General features: G+C 38.2%; 21 protein-coding genes. 7 read left to right on the top strand and 14 right to left on the bottom strand.

Features of this window, described 5'->3' with window-relative positions:
• Positions 1-94 precede the first annotated feature (94 nt).
• Entirely contained in the window at positions 95-1,084 is a 990-nt protein-coding gene (locus GH754_RS02435) for an NAD(P)/FAD-dependent oxidoreductase (protein WP_153727127.1), read from the top strand.
• Between the two features lie 120 nt (positions 1,085-1,204).
• Here the strand turns inward: GH754_RS02435 and GH754_RS02430 are convergent, their stop codons facing one another.
• The 4 genes from GH754_RS02430 to GH754_RS02415 all read right to left on the bottom strand — a co-directional run bounded on the left by GH754_RS02430 (position 1,205) and on the right by GH754_RS02415 (position 3,181).
• Positions 1,205-1,561: a HesB/IscA family protein gene (locus GH754_RS02430; protein WP_153727126.1), complete on the bottom strand. Its 357-nt coding sequence runs from the start codon at positions 1,559-1,561 to the stop codon at positions 1,205-1,207.
• A 69-nt stretch (positions 1,562-1,630) separates the two neighbouring features.
• Positions 1,631-2,461, bottom strand: coding sequence for a diaminopimelate epimerase (dapF, locus tag GH754_RS02425; protein WP_153727196.1), 831 nt, complete (start codon positions 2,459-2,461; stop codon positions 1,631-1,633).
• Between the two features lie 59 nt (positions 2,462-2,520).
• Positions 2,521-2,802: a YuzB family protein gene (locus GH754_RS02420; RefSeq protein ID WP_153727195.1), complete on the bottom strand. Its 282-nt coding sequence runs from the start codon at positions 2,800-2,802 to the stop codon at positions 2,521-2,523.
• Positions 2,803-2,854: 52 nt separating this feature from the next.
• Complete coding sequence (locus GH754_RS02415; RefSeq protein ID WP_153727125.1) at positions 2,855-3,181, bottom strand: YuzD family protein; 327 nt, start codon at positions 3,179-3,181, stop codon at positions 2,855-2,857.
• A gap of 173 nt (positions 3,182-3,354) precedes the next feature.
• On the opposite strand from GH754_RS02415, the gene GH754_RS02410 reads away from it, so the two are divergent.
• On the top strand, positions 3,355-3,576 hold the full coding sequence (locus GH754_RS02410) for a NifU family protein (RefSeq protein WP_153727124.1): 222 nt from the start codon (positions 3,355-3,357) through the stop codon (positions 3,574-3,576).
• A gap of 298 nt (positions 3,577-3,874) precedes the next feature.
• Here GH754_RS02410 and thrB read toward each other — a convergent pair whose 3' ends face one another.
• The 4 genes from thrB to GH754_RS02390 form a co-directional block, all read right to left on the bottom strand.
• Complete coding sequence (gene thrB / locus GH754_RS02405; protein ID WP_153727123.1) at positions 3,875-4,780, bottom strand: homoserine kinase; 906 nt, start codon at positions 4,778-4,780, stop codon at positions 3,875-3,877.
• Positions 4,777-5,841: a threonine synthase gene (gene thrC / locus GH754_RS02400; RefSeq protein WP_153727122.1), complete on the bottom strand. Its 1,065-nt coding sequence runs from the start codon at positions 5,839-5,841 to the stop codon at positions 4,777-4,779. Before thrC ends, thrB begins: the two co-directional genes overlap by 4 nt.
• A gap of 146 nt (positions 5,842-5,987) precedes the next feature.
• Positions 5,988-6,950, bottom strand: coding sequence for a 2-hydroxyacid dehydrogenase (locus tag GH754_RS02395; protein WP_323741810.1), 963 nt, complete (start codon positions 6,948-6,950; stop codon positions 5,988-5,990).
• A 35-nt stretch (positions 6,951-6,985) separates the two neighbouring features.
• Positions 6,986-7,978 (bottom strand): protein kinase family protein, encoded by a 993-nt coding sequence (locus GH754_RS02390; protein ID WP_153727121.1) that lies wholly within the window; start codon positions 7,976-7,978, stop codon positions 6,986-6,988.
• 112 nt (positions 7,979-8,090) lie between these two features.
• On the opposite strand from GH754_RS02390, the gene GH754_RS02385 reads away from it, so the two are divergent.
• Positions 8,091-8,600, top strand: a complete 510-nt coding sequence (locus GH754_RS02385; protein WP_153727120.1) for a phosphatidylglycerophosphatase A family protein — start codon at positions 8,091-8,093, stop codon at positions 8,598-8,600.
• A gap of 50 nt (positions 8,601-8,650) precedes the next feature.
• Here GH754_RS02385 and GH754_RS02380 read toward each other — a convergent pair whose 3' ends face one another.
• Positions 8,651-9,424, bottom strand: a complete 774-nt coding sequence (locus tag GH754_RS02380; protein WP_153727119.1) for a TIGR01457 family HAD-type hydrolase — start codon at positions 9,422-9,424, stop codon at positions 8,651-8,653.
• 26 nt (positions 9,425-9,450) lie between these two features.
• Positions 9,451-9,897 carry a type VII toxin-antitoxin system HepT family RNase toxin gene (hepT, locus tag GH754_RS02375; protein WP_153727118.1) on the bottom strand — a complete coding sequence of 149 codons (447 nt, stop codon included), beginning with the start codon at positions 9,895-9,897 and terminating at the stop codon, positions 9,451-9,453.
• Between the two features lie 394 nt (positions 9,898-10,291).
• Here hepT and GH754_RS02370 point away from each other — a divergent pair, with 394 nt between their 5' ends.
• Together GH754_RS02370 and GH754_RS02365 are read left to right on the top strand one after the other, a co-directional pair.
• Positions 10,292-10,561 (top strand): DUF3055 domain-containing protein, encoded by a 270-nt coding sequence (locus tag GH754_RS02370; RefSeq protein ID WP_153727117.1) that lies wholly within the window; start codon positions 10,292-10,294, stop codon positions 10,559-10,561.
• Positions 10,562-10,642: 81 nt separating this feature from the next.
• Positions 10,643-10,939: a cytosolic protein gene (locus tag GH754_RS02365; RefSeq protein WP_153727116.1), complete on the top strand. Its 297-nt coding sequence runs from the start codon at positions 10,643-10,645 to the stop codon at positions 10,937-10,939.
• Positions 10,940-11,015: 76 nt separating this feature from the next.
• Here the strand turns inward: GH754_RS02365 and GH754_RS02360 are convergent, their stop codons facing one another.
• Positions 11,016-11,288 (bottom strand): YutD family protein, encoded by a 273-nt coding sequence (locus GH754_RS02360; RefSeq protein ID WP_153727115.1) that lies wholly within the window; start codon positions 11,286-11,288, stop codon positions 11,016-11,018.
• A 169-nt stretch (positions 11,289-11,457) separates the two neighbouring features.
• Here GH754_RS02360 and GH754_RS02355 point away from each other — a divergent pair, with 169 nt between their 5' ends.
• Positions 11,458-12,042 (top strand): YhcN/YlaJ family sporulation lipoprotein, encoded by a 585-nt coding sequence (locus GH754_RS02355; RefSeq protein ID WP_153727114.1) that lies wholly within the window; start codon positions 11,458-11,460, stop codon positions 12,040-12,042.
• A gap of 139 nt (positions 12,043-12,181) precedes the next feature.
• On the top strand, positions 12,182-13,162 hold the full coding sequence (locus tag GH754_RS02350) for a M23 family metallopeptidase (RefSeq protein ID WP_153727113.1): 981 nt from the start codon (positions 12,182-12,184) through the stop codon (positions 13,160-13,162).
• Between the two features lie 60 nt (positions 13,163-13,222).
• Here GH754_RS02350 and GH754_RS02345 read toward each other — a convergent pair whose 3' ends face one another.
• From GH754_RS02345 to GH754_RS02335, 3 genes are all read right to left on the bottom strand, one after another.
• On the bottom strand, positions 13,223-13,333 hold the full coding sequence (locus GH754_RS02345) for a MetS family NSS transporter small subunit (RefSeq protein WP_153727112.1): 111 nt from the start codon (positions 13,331-13,333) through the stop codon (positions 13,223-13,225).
• The gene (locus GH754_RS02340) at positions 13,333-14,871 is read right to left on the bottom strand and encodes a sodium-dependent transporter (RefSeq protein ID WP_153727111.1); all 1,539 of its coding nucleotides are present in this window, start codon (positions 14,869-14,871) and stop codon (positions 13,333-13,335) included. Before GH754_RS02340 ends, GH754_RS02345 begins: the two co-directional genes overlap by 1 nt.
• 213 nt (positions 14,872-15,084) lie before the next feature.
• Complete coding sequence (locus GH754_RS02335; RefSeq protein ID WP_153727110.1) at positions 15,085-16,629, bottom strand: Na+/H+ antiporter NhaC family protein; 1,545 nt, start codon at positions 16,627-16,629, stop codon at positions 15,085-15,087.
• Positions 16,630-16,766 lie beyond the last annotated feature (137 nt).

Genomic DNA, 16,766 nt, shown 5'->3' with positions numbered 1-16,766 from the left:
ATCTTTATGTAATGGTAGTATGTAACTATTATAAATGACTTATGAACTTACAGTTTTATTTGATATATAGAAATACAGATTGGGGGATTTAATTATGTCAGAAAAAGTATATGATATTACAATCATTGGTGCTGGTCCAGTTGGACTTTTCACAGCATTTTACGGAGGTATGCGTCAAGCTAGCGTGAAGATAATCGAAAGTTTACCCCATGTAGGTGGTCAATTATCCGCTTTATATCCAGAAAAATATATTTATGATGTTGCCGGTTTTCCTAAAGTACGTGCCCAAAAGTTGGTCGATGACTTAATGGAACAGGCTGGTCAGTTTGATCCTGAAATTGTTTTAAGTCAATCTGTTAAAGAGGTTGAAAGATTAGAGGATGAATCCTTTAAAATCAAAACGGATAAAGGTGAGCACTACACCAAAACCATCATTATTACAGCTGGTAATGGCGCATTCCAACCACGCCGTTTACGCATAGAGGATACGGAAAAATACGAAGACACTAACCTTCACTACCATGTTTCAAATATGAATGCCTTCAAGGACAAAGAAGTCATGATTTTAGGTGGTGGGGACTCTGCAGTAGACTGGTCATTAATGCTAGAACCAATTGCGAAAAAAGTAACCCTTGTTCACCGCCGTGATAAGTTCCGTGCTCATGAACATAGTGTAGAACAATTAATGAATTCTTCTGTTGACATAAAGACACCATATGTTCCAACTGAATTAATCGGGGATGAGAAAATTGAGAAGGTTGTCTTACAAAAAGTAAAAGAAGAAGAAACTACAGAAGTCCCAGTTGATGATTTGATTGTCAACTACGGTTTTGTCTCTTCACTAGGTCCCATCAAAGATTGGAACCTAGAAATTGAAAAAAATAGCATAGTAGTTAATTCCAAAATGGAAACCAATATTCCCGGAATTTATGCTGCTGGGGACATTTGTACCTATCCAGGTAAGGTTAAACTGATTGCATCCGGATTTGGTGAAGGTCCAACAGCTGTTAACAATGCAAAAACATATATTGATCCAGAAGCTAAAACACAACCAAAGCATTCTACAAGCATGTTTCCACAATAAAATGGAAAGAGCTGTTCTCAGGGAAGAGGCAGCTCTTTTTTATAACAAAAATAGGGTGCTAGGTAGTCATCGAATAAGCTATTCATTCGATCATTGCCTGGCACCCTATTACTTTATTCATTAACAATTTTCCGGTTTTCCTGCATTCGTTGCTGTTTTAAATGATGAACCACAGCCACAGGAAACAATTGCGTTCGGATTATCGATTGTAAATCCGCCACCCATCATATTTTGTTTAAAATCAATGGTAGTCCCTTCTACAATCGGTAGGTCTTCCTTCCGTATGGCTACCGGAATACCATTTACATCCATAGTTTCATCTGAATCAGATACGTCATAATCAAATCCTAATGCATAGGATAATCCACTACAGCCTCCACCTTTTACGCCAAAACGAAGATGTACGCTCTCTTGATCCTCATCCTTCATCATCTCATGGATTTGTAGTTTTGCATTTTCAGTGATTGTTAAAGACATCTTACCCAACCTCCTTTCATAACAGTATACTAAGATTTAATCATGAGTTCAATTTTCCAAACTGCGATTTCACAAATAATATCTTCCCTTTGCAACTGTCACTGCAGGTCCAGTCATCCAGACATGCCCGTCATCAGCCCATTTGATCCAGAGATCACCGCCACTTAAGTGGACACAAACATCTTCAGTTTTGGGACTATATCCATTTAAAATAGACGCTACAACAGCTGCACAAGCTCCAGTACCACACGCCTGTGTCACCCCGGAACCTCTTTCCCAAACACGGAAATTCAGTTCATTTGGATTCAGGACCTCAATAAATTCACAGTTGACACCCTCCGGAAAACGTTCATCTGTCGAAATCTTAGGGCCTAACTCATACAGTGGACTCTTTTCGATATCATCCACCATAAATACAGCATGCGGATTGCCCATCGAAACAGCTGTTAGGCGAAGGTCCACTCCTTCAACGGAAAAGGGTTCCGCCACTACTTTCTGTTGTTCTGGGCCTTTCATTGGAATTTTACTTCGAACCAATTCAGGCATACCCATATCAACAGTAATGGATTGAACAATGTCACTCTTAACCTCTACATGCGCTTCCACAAGTCCAGCTTTGGTTTCTATCTTGAAGCTCGTTTCATTCACGATTTGATGTTCATAAGCGTATTTAGCCACACATCTTAATCCATTGCCGCAATTTTTGCCCTCTGAACCGTCCTTATTAAAAATTCTCATCCCTACATCAGCTTGATCGGATGGTGTAATTAATATTAAACCATCCGAACCAATGCCGGTATATACATTTGAAACATCAATTGCAATTTTGGCTAAGTCCTCTTCTGGTAGGTTTACCTCAAAAGTATTCACATAAATATAATTGTTACCTAAACCATGCATTTTGGTAAATTCGATGTTCACCCTGCCACGCCCCCATCATCTGCACTTCAATCTTCACCTTAAAATAAAGGATTTTCTTCTAAATGTTTATACACATTTTCGACAAGTTCTCCGGGCGTTTCGGCTGTCACACATTCTCCATTTACGATTGCAAACAGTGACATCGCACAAATGCCACAGTGACTTGTACACCCATATTCTATCACATCAAGATCCGGATCCTTTTCTAACTCTTCCAATGCTTTTTGGGATCCACTTGCTAGGTTATTTACACAAAATTCAACTATTGGATTCACCGTATTCACTCCTAGTAGTACGTTGCTCTTGAGGAATCTTCCCATCAAGCATGAATAGTATCATAATTGTTATATTCCACCAAAGATAAAGCTTAATCTATTCTAATGTGTTTAACCCTCTTGCTTCAAGCATACGATAAATAGTTTTTAATTTAGGGTTCCCTTCCCCTGCTACCTCATTATCCACTAATACAACTGGGTAAAAGAATTCTTCATCAACAACCCTTTGAGCAAATTGCTGATGCTTTTCTTTTTCTGGAGGTGAAAAAATATCGACGTAGACATAATTAATATGGTCTTGCCCATATTTTCGTGTAATGGCCGCCTGTAACCATTCATACGTATCCTTAGAGCTTGGTAAATTTACACAGCTAGCACAAATCTGATCTGCACCATAAACCGTAATATCAATTGGTTTCCCCATTAGCAAGCACTCCCTAAGTTTGATGTGTCTATATATTACATTTTACAAAATGTTTTAGAAAAGATAAAATGATAAACGTTCTCAATAAATTTGCAAAATCAGTCTTCAAGAATAGATTTTTTATGGAAAAGGTTTTATAATAAGATATATAGTAAGAAAGGAGAAGATGGTCGATGTTTGAACAAGTAAACGAAGTAATTGGCAAACTCCGTCCATTCTTACTGCGCGACGGTGGGGATGTTGAATTAGTAGATGTAGAAGATGGAATCGTACGCTTACGCTTAATGGGAGCTTGCGGAAGCTGTCCAAGTTCAACCATTACATTGAAAGCTGGTATTGAGCGAGCTTTAGTTGCAGAAGTACCAGGAATCCAAGAAGTAGAACAGGTATTTTAAATTATCGAACCTACCACGTTAGCTTTTGCTAAGCGTGGTATTTTTTTAGCCATATGATACAGCACTAAAAAAATGCTTAGAAATTGATCTAAGCATTATTACTTTTTTAACCTGTTTTTCTCAACTTTCCAAAATGAAAATTGAGGAAAATTCCAGTGTCAGTCCCATCAACAGAATGAGTAAGAAAATCCATAGTCTACTAATAAAAACTCCCATTCCTGTAACAAACCAACCAATCCCTTCTCTAACCACCAGCACCTTCTTTCAAAGAGCAAACCTCCCCGACAAAATTACATATTTATTCTACCACAACACCGGTTTCGGCAGCCTTTAAAATCCGCCATTCGAATTCGGGAAATTCATTATGCCATTGGTGCTCTTCAAACTCAAATAAGCCTTTTTCACAAATACTTATCATTGTAGGGCCTGCACCACTTAAAAATGTTCCATAGGCTCCGACACTCTTCATCAAGTCCAATACTCTGTTGTAATGTGGAATTAATTTCTTCCGGTATGATTGATGGAAGCGATCCTTTTCCATTAATTCTCCCAGTAGTGTGTAGTTTTCTTGAAAAATAGCAGCCGTACATACATTGCCAATTGCACTTCCTTCTATACTCTGAACAAAGGGGAGTTCCTGTGGCAAGATTTCACGCGCTGTCTTGGTTCGTAATTCAAAGGGGGGAATGATGGCAACAAAATCAACCTTCTCCATATCCGTTTTTTGCGTGAAGTGGAGAGATGTTTGATTCTGATTATAATAACCCACCACACATCCACCCACAAAGGATGGACAAACATTGTCAGGATGGCCTTCCATTTCAGTTGCTCGCAGCATTTTTTCTTCAATTGGCAACTGTAAGTTTAAAACCTGATTGGCTAATTCGACCCCAGCTACTGTAATGGCTCCACTACTGCCTAATCCACGGGCTATTGGAATATCACTGTCAATAGATACGTGATAAGGTGGCAATGAATGGTATCCATATTTTGAAGCCACCTCACTAGCGCATTGATATAACAAATTATCCTTCCCAGTAGGTAGATGCTGTTTATCAATATCTTTTTGCGTAAATACCCATTCATCACTCGGCGTGCATTCAATGGTTAAATACAGGTCAAGCGCAATGCCGATAGAGTCGAACCCTGGACCTATATTCGACGTACTACCTGGAACTTTTATACGAAATGAATTGCCTCTCATTTAGATACACTCTCTCTTATCGTTTCATAGATGACTTTAGGGTTATTAGGTAAAACAGTTGGTTGAATATCGTTTGTTTCGACGGCTACTACTGGATCCTTGAGCCCATTTCCTGTTAGGACACAAGTAACTACTTTTCCTTCTTTAATCTTTCCTTGCTCACTTAGCTTCATTAACCCTGCAATGGACGCACATGAAGCTGGTTCAGCAAAAACTCCCTCATTTTTGGCCAACCAGTGATAGGCTGATAAAATTTCCTCATCGCTTACTTCATCAATTGCTCCATTCGACTCTTTTGCAGCACTTACAGCCATATTCCAGCTCGCTGGATTACCTATACGAATTGCAGTCGCAACTGTTTCAGGCTGTTCAATGACTTCATTTCGCACAATTGCAGCTGAACCACTAGCTTCAAACCCATGCATTTGCGGCACACCATATTGATACTTATCATTAAATTCCGTAAATCCTTTCCAATAGGCTGAGATATTCCCAGCATTTCCGACTGGAATACACAAGTAATCCGGAGCCTTTCCTAGCTGTTCACACACTTCAAATGCAGCTGTTTTTTGACCCTCTATTCGATAAGGATTAATGGAATTTACCAATGTAATCGGTTCAGTTTCACTAATTTCTTTAACAATGGAAAGAGCCTCATCAAAATTGCCTTTAATTGAAAAAATCTCCGCTCCATGCATAACAGCCTGCGCTAACTTTCCCTGAGCAATTTTTCCATCTGGGATGACGATAATACATTTCAATCCGACTCTAGAGGCATATGCCGCCGCTGATGCCGATGTGTTCCCAGTGGAAGCACAAATGACAGCTTTAGAGCCTTCTTCCAACGCTTTTGCAATAGCAAGCACCATTCCACGGTCTTTAAAAGAGCCTGTCGGGTTAAGCCCTTCCACTTTTGCATATACTTCAGCGTTTACTTTTTTCGATAAAGCCTTTAACTCTACTAGGGGAGTGTTCCCCTCCTGTAGGGTGTTCATCGGCGTTTGTTCACCAATGGGTAATAACTCCTTATATTCTTCAAGCAAACCTCTCCACAACGTCAATGAAAACTCCCCCTATACGTGATGTATTCACCTTGGAAATACATTTGTTTATATATGATAGACATTATAACGCGATTTTTCACTTCTATCAATATAAGAAAGCAAAAAAGGTGCAGGAGTTTATTCTCCTACACCTTTTATCCACTTTATAAAACAGGTGTTGCCGGCTCTTTTCCAGCAAGTACCTGTTGAATATTTTGTAAACATAACTCAATCATGGTCGATCTCGTCTCATAACTTGCAGAACCAATATGTGGTAGTGCCGTTACATTTTCTAATTGCAATAAAGGATGGTCTTGGCCAATTGGTTCATTCTGAAATACATCTAATCCAGCTGCCCGGATTTCCTTTGTCTCTAATGCAGTGTATAAATCGTTTTCATTTACGACACCACCTCTGGAAGTGTTGATGAAGATTGCTGAATTCTTCATACGTTTAAAAACAGATTCATTAAACATATCAACTGTATCCTCTGTCAAAGGAGTCATACAAACTACGTAATCAGAAGTTTCAATTAATTCATCGAATGAGGTGTATGTAGCGCCGATTTCCTTTTCTGCTCGCTCTTTACGGCTACGGTTGTGATAAAGAATATTCATGTTAAAGCCACGTGCCCTTTCAGCAATTGCCTCGCCAATTCGTCCCATTCCCACAATTCCAATTGTTTTGTGATGGATATCGGTTCCAGCCATTAGGAAAGGTGCCCAGTTTGTCCATTTTCCTTCTTTAACGTACTGGTTTGCTTCAATAATTCTTCTAGCCGTTGCCATTAATAAGGAAAAGGTTAAGTCTGCAGTCGTTTCTGTTAAAACATCTGGTGTGTTCGTAACTGTAATTCCTTTTTCCTTGGCATAGTCAACATCAATATTGTCATAACCCACCGCCAAGTTTGATATCACATTAAGATTTACCCCAGCATCAATGACTTCCTGATCAATTGCATCCGATAGCATGGTAATCAATGCATCTGCTTGACTAGCCTTTTCCAGGAGGACTTGACGATCTACTGTCGTTCCTTCCTCGTGCCACATTTCTACGTCCCAATGCTCTCGATAAGGTTTAACAAATTCCTCTGCTATTTTTCTTGTAATAAATATTTTTGGTTTCACAGAAACACCTCCCGCTACCAATAGTAGCACAGGCTTTAATCATATATCCAACCAATAACCTCAAGATTCATGTCAAAATGTCTTTCCATTTCCTTTGAAAAAAGCTGTAGTCCATACTCATACTCAGCTTGGTCTGATAGCATTTTGTTAAAGATATGGTAATCATCTTCTGTTATTCGTTCCTTACTTAAAATGTCTTCCGTATAATCAATAAAATGTATGGGAAAGACGAGTCTAGAGAATAATAATCTCCAGCCAAAAAGACTTAATGGGCGCTGATTTTGGTACCTTTCTAAAATTCTTGGAATGACTTCAAATGCGTTTCGACCCTTCGTTACGATTAAATGTCGAATCAGTTCGGCTAAATCTCGAGATGGATGGTCGTGGACAATTCGATTTGGTAGTATAATCTCCTCATGAGGAAAAGGATTAATTCTTTCTAGAGTGAAGACAGGCTGATCAAATTGGTTATACAAATTCTCCCTTTCACTCTCCTGTAAAAATTGAATAGCATTTTCTCCAAGTCCGATAAAATAAAAACAGCTTTCAATCCAAAGTCGCTCCCAATCTGAAATAAATCTTTTTTCGATTAATGAGCTTCGAATCACCTCAAGCTGGTCAACAATTTGCTCCCAATTTGTTTTCCATTGTCCATAACGGTTTAGATGTAATGGAGTATAGGGAAAGCCATGACCCGCTTGATGAAAGGACGGCAAGAACTCAGCAAGATCAAGAACATCACGTCTCTCTGGAATAGAAGAGACATGACAGGCATAAACTGAAGATTCCTCATTTAAAGGTACAATAAAGTGGCCCTCATTTGAATAAAGGGGTTTGGCAACGTGATGAAAACCATTTTGGTTCAAATAATCCGCAATGACATATTGCTCGGTAATCAGGTGTTCGTCAATATAATCGGCAGGGAATACCATGGCATATCCATCTGTTCCACGGAATGCCTCTAACCCCGCAATAGTCGTTTCATATTGACAATGAAAGGAATAATTCCGTTTTAATATGTCCTTCATTTGCATTCTCCTTTAAGAAAATCTATAAAAAATAACAAGTTTTTTCATGTACAGGACTATACTAACTATATGCGGGAAGATTTTTATCAATGTGTAAGGTGGGTAAAAAATAATGAAGAAAAAATCAGTTAAACCTTTAGAACAAAAAGCAAGAGAATGGCTAGAAGAACGTGGCGTAACCATCAAGGATATTGGGGAATTAGTTTACTATCTTCAATCACCATACCATGACGAATTGACCTTAGAAGCGTGTGAACATCACATTAATCGCGTACTACAAAAACGAGAAATACAAAACGCCATATTGACTGGTATTCAATTAGATATCCTAGCTGAAAAAAAGCAGCTAGAAGAACCATTACAGGACATTATTGCCCGTGATGAAGGTTTATATGGTGTGGATGAAATTATTGCTTTTTCTATTATTAATGTGTATGGTTCGATTGGGTTTACAAACTATGGCTATATCGATAAACAAAAACCGGGTATACTGAAAAAATTAAATGATAAATCATCCGGGGAATGTCATACCTTCTTAGATGACATAGTGGGGGCTATTGCAGCAGCCGCATCAAGTCGACTCGCACATAGCTATGAAGATGAATATATTGAGGAAGATTAGCCTTAACGTCAACGTGCCAGCAATCCTTTTTTGGGATGCTGGCACGTTGTTTATTTTATTGGATTAATCCAATCATTTAATGTATCAACTACATAGGTTGGCTGTTGATCATACTGTTTTAATTCCTCTTTACTCGTAACTCCCGTAAAGACAAGCAAAGTATCCATTCCAGCTCTCATACCGGCCAAAATATCTGTATGGTAATTATCTCCTACCATTAAGGTTTCCTCTTTGGGTAAACCAAGTTTATTTAAAGCCTGTTCCATAATGATTGGTTCCGGCTTTCCAATATACGTAGGGCTTTGACCTGTTGAAACCTCAAGAACAGATGTAAGAGAACCATTTCCAGGTAAAAAGCCTCTCTCTGTTGGGAGCGCCACATCGGCATTAGTGGAAACAAACTCAGCACCATCGCGGATATTTAGACAGCCTTTCGCTAATTTTTCGTATGTGATATCTCGGTCAATGCCAATTACAACAAAATCAGCATTTTCATCCACTAACTCCACTTCCTCATCGCTCAAGGCATCAATTAAGCCGATTTCGCCTATCGCATATGCTGTTACGTCCTTTTTCTTATTTGCAATAAAAGCAGCGGTTGCCATACTAGTCGTAAACACTTGATCGGTTTCGGCTTGAATTCCCATCTGTTGTAATTTTTCCGCTACCTGCTCTGGTCTCTTTGATGAGTTATTCGTTACAAATAGGTGAGGAATCCGTTTGTCATTCAACACATCAATAAATTCTTTCGCATATTGTATTTGTTCACTACCTAAATACATTGTTCCATCGAGGTCAATTAAATATCCTTTATACTGTTCCATTCATATCTCCTTCTTTTAAGGTTAATTTAATCATTAGATGAATTTGAAAAAGCAGATACAGGGCCTAATTCTTGGTCCAGGTAAACCCTTACTCGCTGACTAAACGCATTAAGGGATGTCAGGCTATCTGTAATCGTTTGTTGTAATTCATCATGGTCAACATTTAAATAATCTCGAACAAGCATCTTTCTTAACCCAAAAACCTTTTTATATTGGTCGCTTTCTTCTTTTGGAAGTACTTTTTCATCGACTAAAATATCAATAATATCCTCGTAGCTTCCAGGGTCACGCATAATAAATCCATCAATCATCATATTGCCCACATCAATCATTGATTCAATTAACGATTGCACCATTCGTTCTAACGCCATTTTCTCAAAAAATGACTCATATGTATGTTGCTGAAACTGCTGTAGTAATGCCTCTGCATATAATAACGTTCTTTCAATTTTATTTCGATCAACAAAGTACATGACTCAATCCTCCACATCTGTTTGTTGAAGTTCATTTCGATTTCATCTTATCATAATTCCGCTAATCATGTAGAATCTTGTCTTATATTTTAGGGTGTTTTCTAAATAGATATAAAATGCGACATAACTTTAGCTTAATTCGTTTGCAATATGATGATTGCAAACCCATCGCTCCAGAAATACACTTCGCTTTCACCCAAGGGGACAAGTGCGACATCTACTCAAACTCCCTTTGGTTGTTTTCGTAGTGTCTTCTTTGCCGCGGGCGAGCGGTGAGCTATATGGCAGTTTATATAATCAACGGTAAACAAATGAATGCGGAAATAACCATATTTTAAATATTACCAAAGTTTGCTATGATAAAACTACTATGTATTGAATAAGGAGGAACAGAATGGCGGAGGAAAGATTCTTTTTATACGATGAAAAAGAACAAACCGATATTCGTTATGTAAGCTTCATGGGCAGGGACACAAGATATGACTTAGGAATTATTACGACCAATCGTTATTACGGCAAAAAAATCGTCATGGACCTTCAAGGCAGTCGATTTGCGATCATTGGAGACGATGATTTACAGGAAGAAGGCTACTTAGAACACGTCTTTAGCCTTTCAGAAATCGAAGCAGAAGAATTGCGTGATTTTTTAACAGAGGTTATTTAAGTATCATTGGGTATCTAACTAAAGACCATAATGAAAAACCCCTCCTGCGGTCATACTAACCGAATAAAGGAGGGTTTATCCTTGGCAAAAAACAATAAACGAGAACACGTAAAAGCAAATTACGATGATTTTGCAACAGTAGAGGTTCAACAAAAATACGCCTTTCCTGAAGAGATGCCGGATGGTCCTTATGGTTCCCCCATCGCCTCTGATGAAATTGTACAAAACAAAGAGGCAGTTGAAGGCCAAAGACATTACACACCCTTTAATTATGAGAATAAGGGGTTACATGAAGACTTACCACGACAATATCCTGGCGCTCATCCTCCTCATGACGAACCAGATAAAGATATAAAACCACCAGAAGACAATCAGTGAATAGACTTGCTGAAATACATCAACCCCGAGGGACAACGATTCCCTCGGGGTTCTTTTGCAATATAAACTTTCATTTTTAATCAATTTTTTTCATAACAAAATACGCACAGCCAAAGTTGCAGTATTCATACAAATAATCATCTACTGTCGAAACTTTTGTATCAAAAGAGGCCTTTGGATTTTGATCATCATAAAATCCCTTCATCCTTAATTGACCATAGCCCCAATCTCCTACAATAAAATCATATTTCGTTAAGATATCACTAAAACGTTCTTTGACCGATTCCTCTTGAAACCCGTCCCGATAATTATCTAATATTTCGTAATTCTTTCCGTATATCTCAATCATCTTCATCACCTTATTATAGTGTACCATATTTTACATTTTACAGTAGACCATATTTTTTTAGCATGAACTCCTATTTTTGATACATGCTATAAGTAGGATGTCTAAGGGCATAGAATCGGGTTTATAGATTTGTTCAAATATCCAAAAGGAACAGCAGGAGGGATTAGACATGAAAAATATATTCGGGGTAATCGGATTAAGTATAATGTTAACGCTTCTTTCAGCATGTACACAACAGGAAGGTATGGGAGAAGATACCCTTAGAGGAAAAACTCCCGACAATATGAACACTCGCATGTCACAGGAAAAACAAGATACACAATTTGGCTATGTACGATACAACGAAAAACAATTGGATATGGAAAAAGAGGCTAACTTCACACCAAAAATCGATCGCGAAAAAATGGCTGATATGATAACAAAGACCATTTTAAAGCTAGAAAATATTGAAGAAGCAGCGACATTGGTAACAGACAGCCAAACCTTTGTAGCCTATACCAAAAAAGATGATGCAGACCGAGCAAGAACCGCGGACACCGTTAAGCAGACGACACTATCGTTTCTACCTCGCTGGTATGATGTTTATGTAACAGACCAATCTAGATCCTTTGATGAACTGCAAAGCTTAAGTAATAATTCGACTACTGAGCAGGAAGATGACCCTGCAATCCAACGATTAATCAAACAATTTAAAGAGGAAGCCCCACAAGGAGGAGTGTATGAATCAGAAAACGACAGAATGAATAACATGTAGATTTCCCATTCAGTTCCCCTTGTCTTGTTTTAGACGGGGGATTTTTTCAAATGTATATGATTCCGAAAATATTTCCATTTATGATTTAGGTCAGTTTTCAAACAATAGTGTTATCAAGTTTCGATTCGGGGGTGAAATTATGAAAGCCATTACGAAGGGAATAGCTGTCGCAGTATGCCTATTTCTCTGTTTACCCTTAACATCAGTTGCAGAAGAAGATAGCGAAGAGAATAAGCTAAAAATGCGTTTGGCGTTATATGAAAAAACAGAAGGTCTTTCGCAAATACCATGGTACTATTTTGCTGCCATCGACCAATACGAGCATAATATTCATAAAGAAACTGCTTCTAGCTCTGGTCTTATAGGCATTACCTTTCCGAAAGAAATGTGGAATGGGAACGCAAACCCTATTGAAAAGGATCAACAACATACTGGGATTATCGAAATCTTCAATGGGATAGGTGACGACGGCGACGGAGACAAAATTGCTGACCGAACAAATGATGAAGATATATTATATACCATGGCTAACATGATCTTAAAGGAAGGGAAAACAAAGCAAGATATTAAAATTGCTCTTTGGAAATATTATCATCGAGAATTAACTGTACACAGTATTATGAATATGGCTAAAGTATTCCAAAAGTATCAAACATTGGACTTGGAGGCAAATGTCTTCCCGGTTCCTACTACCTCTAACTATAGCTATCGAAATACGTGGGGAGATCCTCGAGGTTTTGGAGGTAGAAGAATTCACGAAGGAACCGATATTTTCGCAAATTATGGTGTACCCGTACGCTCCACTACTTATGGGGTTATTGAAATGAAAGGCTGGAATCGGTTTGGTGGCTGGCGAATCGGTATTCGAGATACCCATAACATTTACCATTATTACGCACACCTTAATGGATTTGAAGATAATTTGAAGGTAGGACAAGTAGTAAAGCCTGGAGATACAGTAGGTTATGTTGGAGCATCAGGCTATGGACCAAAGGGCACATCAGGAAAATTCCCCCCACACTTACATTATGGCATGTATAAGGACAATGGTGAGAAAGAATGGTCCTTTGACCCCTATCCTTATTTAAGAAAATGGGAAAAAGTATCACGTTCAAAATAGTTCTTTTTAGTGAATTCATAAAAATACCGAAGAGAAAGCATCTCTTCGGTATTTTTGATATTATTGTGTTTTTGACTTGGCAACCTTTCTTGCATAAACAATACTTGCAATTAAGCCGCCCCAAATGATTACTCCACCGATAACGAACATTGCTATGGCGCTCCCTGTCATTATTGCGCCACCTCCTTGTTGTCTGATGAATCAGTTGACGCATCATATTTATAGTCTAAGTCATTTTTGTTCGGCCATTTCTTCATGGCGAATACAGCACCAAGCAGCATAGCTCCAATAGCTACTAACCAACCGAAATTGAATAGGAATTCTTTTGGATAGCCACCATATGCCTCTCCAACAATTTCATTTTTGAGATTTTGTAGCATCATATATCCGAGAACTACTGGTGTAATAAACCCTAAGCATATTCTCCACCATGTTCCAAGTTTAATATCTGAAACTGAATTAGCGTGGCTTTGAAGGCCTTTAAGCTCTCGAGCGAACCATGCAATAGCAACAACTTCAAATAGCCCAGCTAAGGCAACCCCGTAATTATTAATGAAGTAGTCTACAGTATCTAGATAATTCAAGCCACCTTTTGTTGCATACAAGAATGAAATAATTGCAGCAAGTCCGCCACCTAGTAACACAGATTTCGTTCTTGAGATATTAAATTTCTCAGAAACACCAGCAACATATGTCTCGGAAATTGAAATTAGTGATGACAAACCAGCCAAAGTTAATGACGCAAAGAATAGAAAACCAAATATGTCAGACATGAAAGGCATTTGGTTTACAATCTCAGGGAATACTGAGAAGGCCAACATAACTCCGCCTTGTACAACATCTGTAACACCCTGACCACTAGCTTGTGCCATAAAACCTAATGCGGCGAATACTCCAATACCAGCTAATAACTCAAATGAAGAGTTAGCAAAACCAGTAATAAAGGCATTATTCGTAATATCCGATTTCTTTGGTAAATAAGATGAGTACGTGATCATAATCGCAAAGGCAATGGATAAACTGAAGAATATCTGTCCATATGCCGCTACCCAAACGGAACCGTTCCAAATTTGATCCCAGTTAGGCTCAAAAAATGCATTTAATCCATCTACTGCACCTGGTAGTGTAAGTGCGCGAATAACAATAATAACAAATAAGACCGCAAGTAATGGGATGAAAATTTTATTGGCAACTTCAATCCCTTTCTTAACACCTTTAAATAGAATTCCAAGAACAACTAACCAAACCACAACTAATGGGATTGCAATCATTGGTACTAATCCACCTAGGACCCCTGCATCTGCTACTTGTAGGAACTCCCCTACGTAGAATCCAGTTGTATCGTCTCCCCACTGTTGCCCAAAAGAAAAATAAGCATACATAATTGCCCAAGCAATAATAACAGCGTAGTAAGTGGAAATAACAAATGATACAAGTACTTGCCACCAACCAACCCATTCAAATCCTTTACTGATTCGTCCCAAAGACCTTGGTGCAGAACTGCGATACTTATGGCCTATAGTGTATTCCATAATAAGGAATGGGATACCAGCGGTTAATAGTGCAAATAAGTACGGAATAAAGAATGCTCCACCACCATTTTCATAGGCAGTTGCAGGAAAACGCCAAATGTTTCCTAGTCCAATCGCTGAACCCATAGCTGCAAGTAAAAATCCTAAGCGTGTTCCCCACTGTGAACGATTTTCCATGAAATTTTCCTCCTTTTTTCTTCCCTTTGTACAAGTATATTACTAAGATGCTACAAAAAGAATGTTTCTAAAGTAATATTTTTTCAGATAATTTAAACTTGTTTGTATTATACAATATATTGTCCTAGTGTCAAAGGCTTATTGTGAAAAATGTCAAAATTTATTTTAAAATAAAAAGAGCAAAGCCAATATCAATGACTTTGCTCTTAAAAATTAGGATTGTGTCAATTTATTAAGAATTAAGGCTGTAGCAAATAATAGGACTAAAGAAAGAATTAATGTTATCCAAACCATTCCTGTTATTCCCAATACAACATATCCAATAATCGTAATGATCGCTGCGATTACTGCATATGGGATTTGAGTCAGAACGTGATCGATATGGTTTGAGCCTGCTCCTGTGGATGACAGGATAGAAGTATCTGATATCGGTGAACAATGGTCCCCAAAGACAGATCCTGCTAAAACTGCTGCTAAAGAAGCAAGAAGCATGTTAACATCTGAGTTAACTGCTATTTGACCAACAATTGGAAGCATGATGCCAAAAGTTCCCCATGAAGTACCTGTAGCAAAAGCCATGATTCCACAAACAATAAACACAATAACTGGTAAATAGGATGGACTAAGCTGTGATCGCTCAACAACTAGGGCTAAATAATCACCTGTCCCAAGGTTTTCGATAATCGTACCAATTACCCAAGCTAATATTAAAATATAGATTGCAGGTAGCATGGATTTTATCCCTTCCCTCAAAACAAGGAAAGTGGATGTTTTTGGCTGCATTTGAATCAAGTAAAAGATAGCAGAATGATATACAGCAATAAGTCCGCCAATAAAAAGAGATAAGTTAACATTTGTATTTTCAAAAATGGTTAGTAATGTTGCATTTTCTTCTACATTATTTCTGCCGGTTATGACCATTGCTGCTATCGTACTTATAATTAAGACAACAATTGGAATAGTTAAATGATAAATGCGACCAGAATTTGTCTGAACAAACTCTTCCTTCAACTCACCAGGAATGTCATTTCGATTCGGATCAACTAGTTCTCCAGTTTCCTCAGCACGTTGTTCATGTTTCCTCATTGCACCAAGATTAAGCTTAAAGATAACGACTAAGAAAACAAGGAAAATTGCAATAATAGCATAAATATTCATAGGAATCATTCTGACAAAGGATTCCAATGGTTGAAAGTTGCTTAAATTATGCTCTGCAATAATTGCCCCGATAGTACCGATAATAAACGCTCCCCAACTTGAAATAGGGGAAAGCACAGCTACTGGTGCAGACGTGGAATCAATTAAATAAGCAAGCTTCGCACGAGATATTTTATGTCGGTCCGTTAGCGGTCTTGCCACTTGTCCAATTGCAAGACTATTAAAGTAGTCATCAATAAAGATAATAATTCCTAAAAAGAAGGGTAATAGCTGGGCACCTTTTTTCGTTTGAATCTTCGTAATGGCCCACTCGCCAAAAGCCCTCGTTCCTCCAGATGCTGACATGAAGGCTGTCAGCATACCCAAGAAAATCAAAAAGAATAATAGATAAAAGGTTCCCATGTTAGGGCCACCCTCTGCGACAAAAATGCCGTAGAACGCGCTCCAAATCTGTTGAATAGAGTCCATTACATTAAACTCGTGAATAAATAAAGCGCCAATAATAATCCCAACGCCTAGAGATAATGTAACCTTGCGCGTAAGTAATACCAAGATGATCATAATAAGTGGGGGAATTAAAGAATAAATGGTTCCCGTCATAATATATACTCTCCCTTCAATATTCAAGCTGAAACACATGAAGGAAGCTACTTGAGGAAGTTAGATTAGAAATGACTAAGAGGTATACTTAGTTATTAAACAAAAAAACTAGGCAATGATTAGAAACCATCATTACC

This window comes from Salinibacillus xinjiangensis (assembly GCF_009649735.1).
In the GTDB taxonomy this organism is placed as follows: Bacteria; Bacillota; Bacilli; order Bacillales; family Alkalibacillaceae; genus Salinibacillus; species Salinibacillus xinjiangensis.
This window is presented reverse-complemented; position numbering and strand designations above follow the sequence as displayed.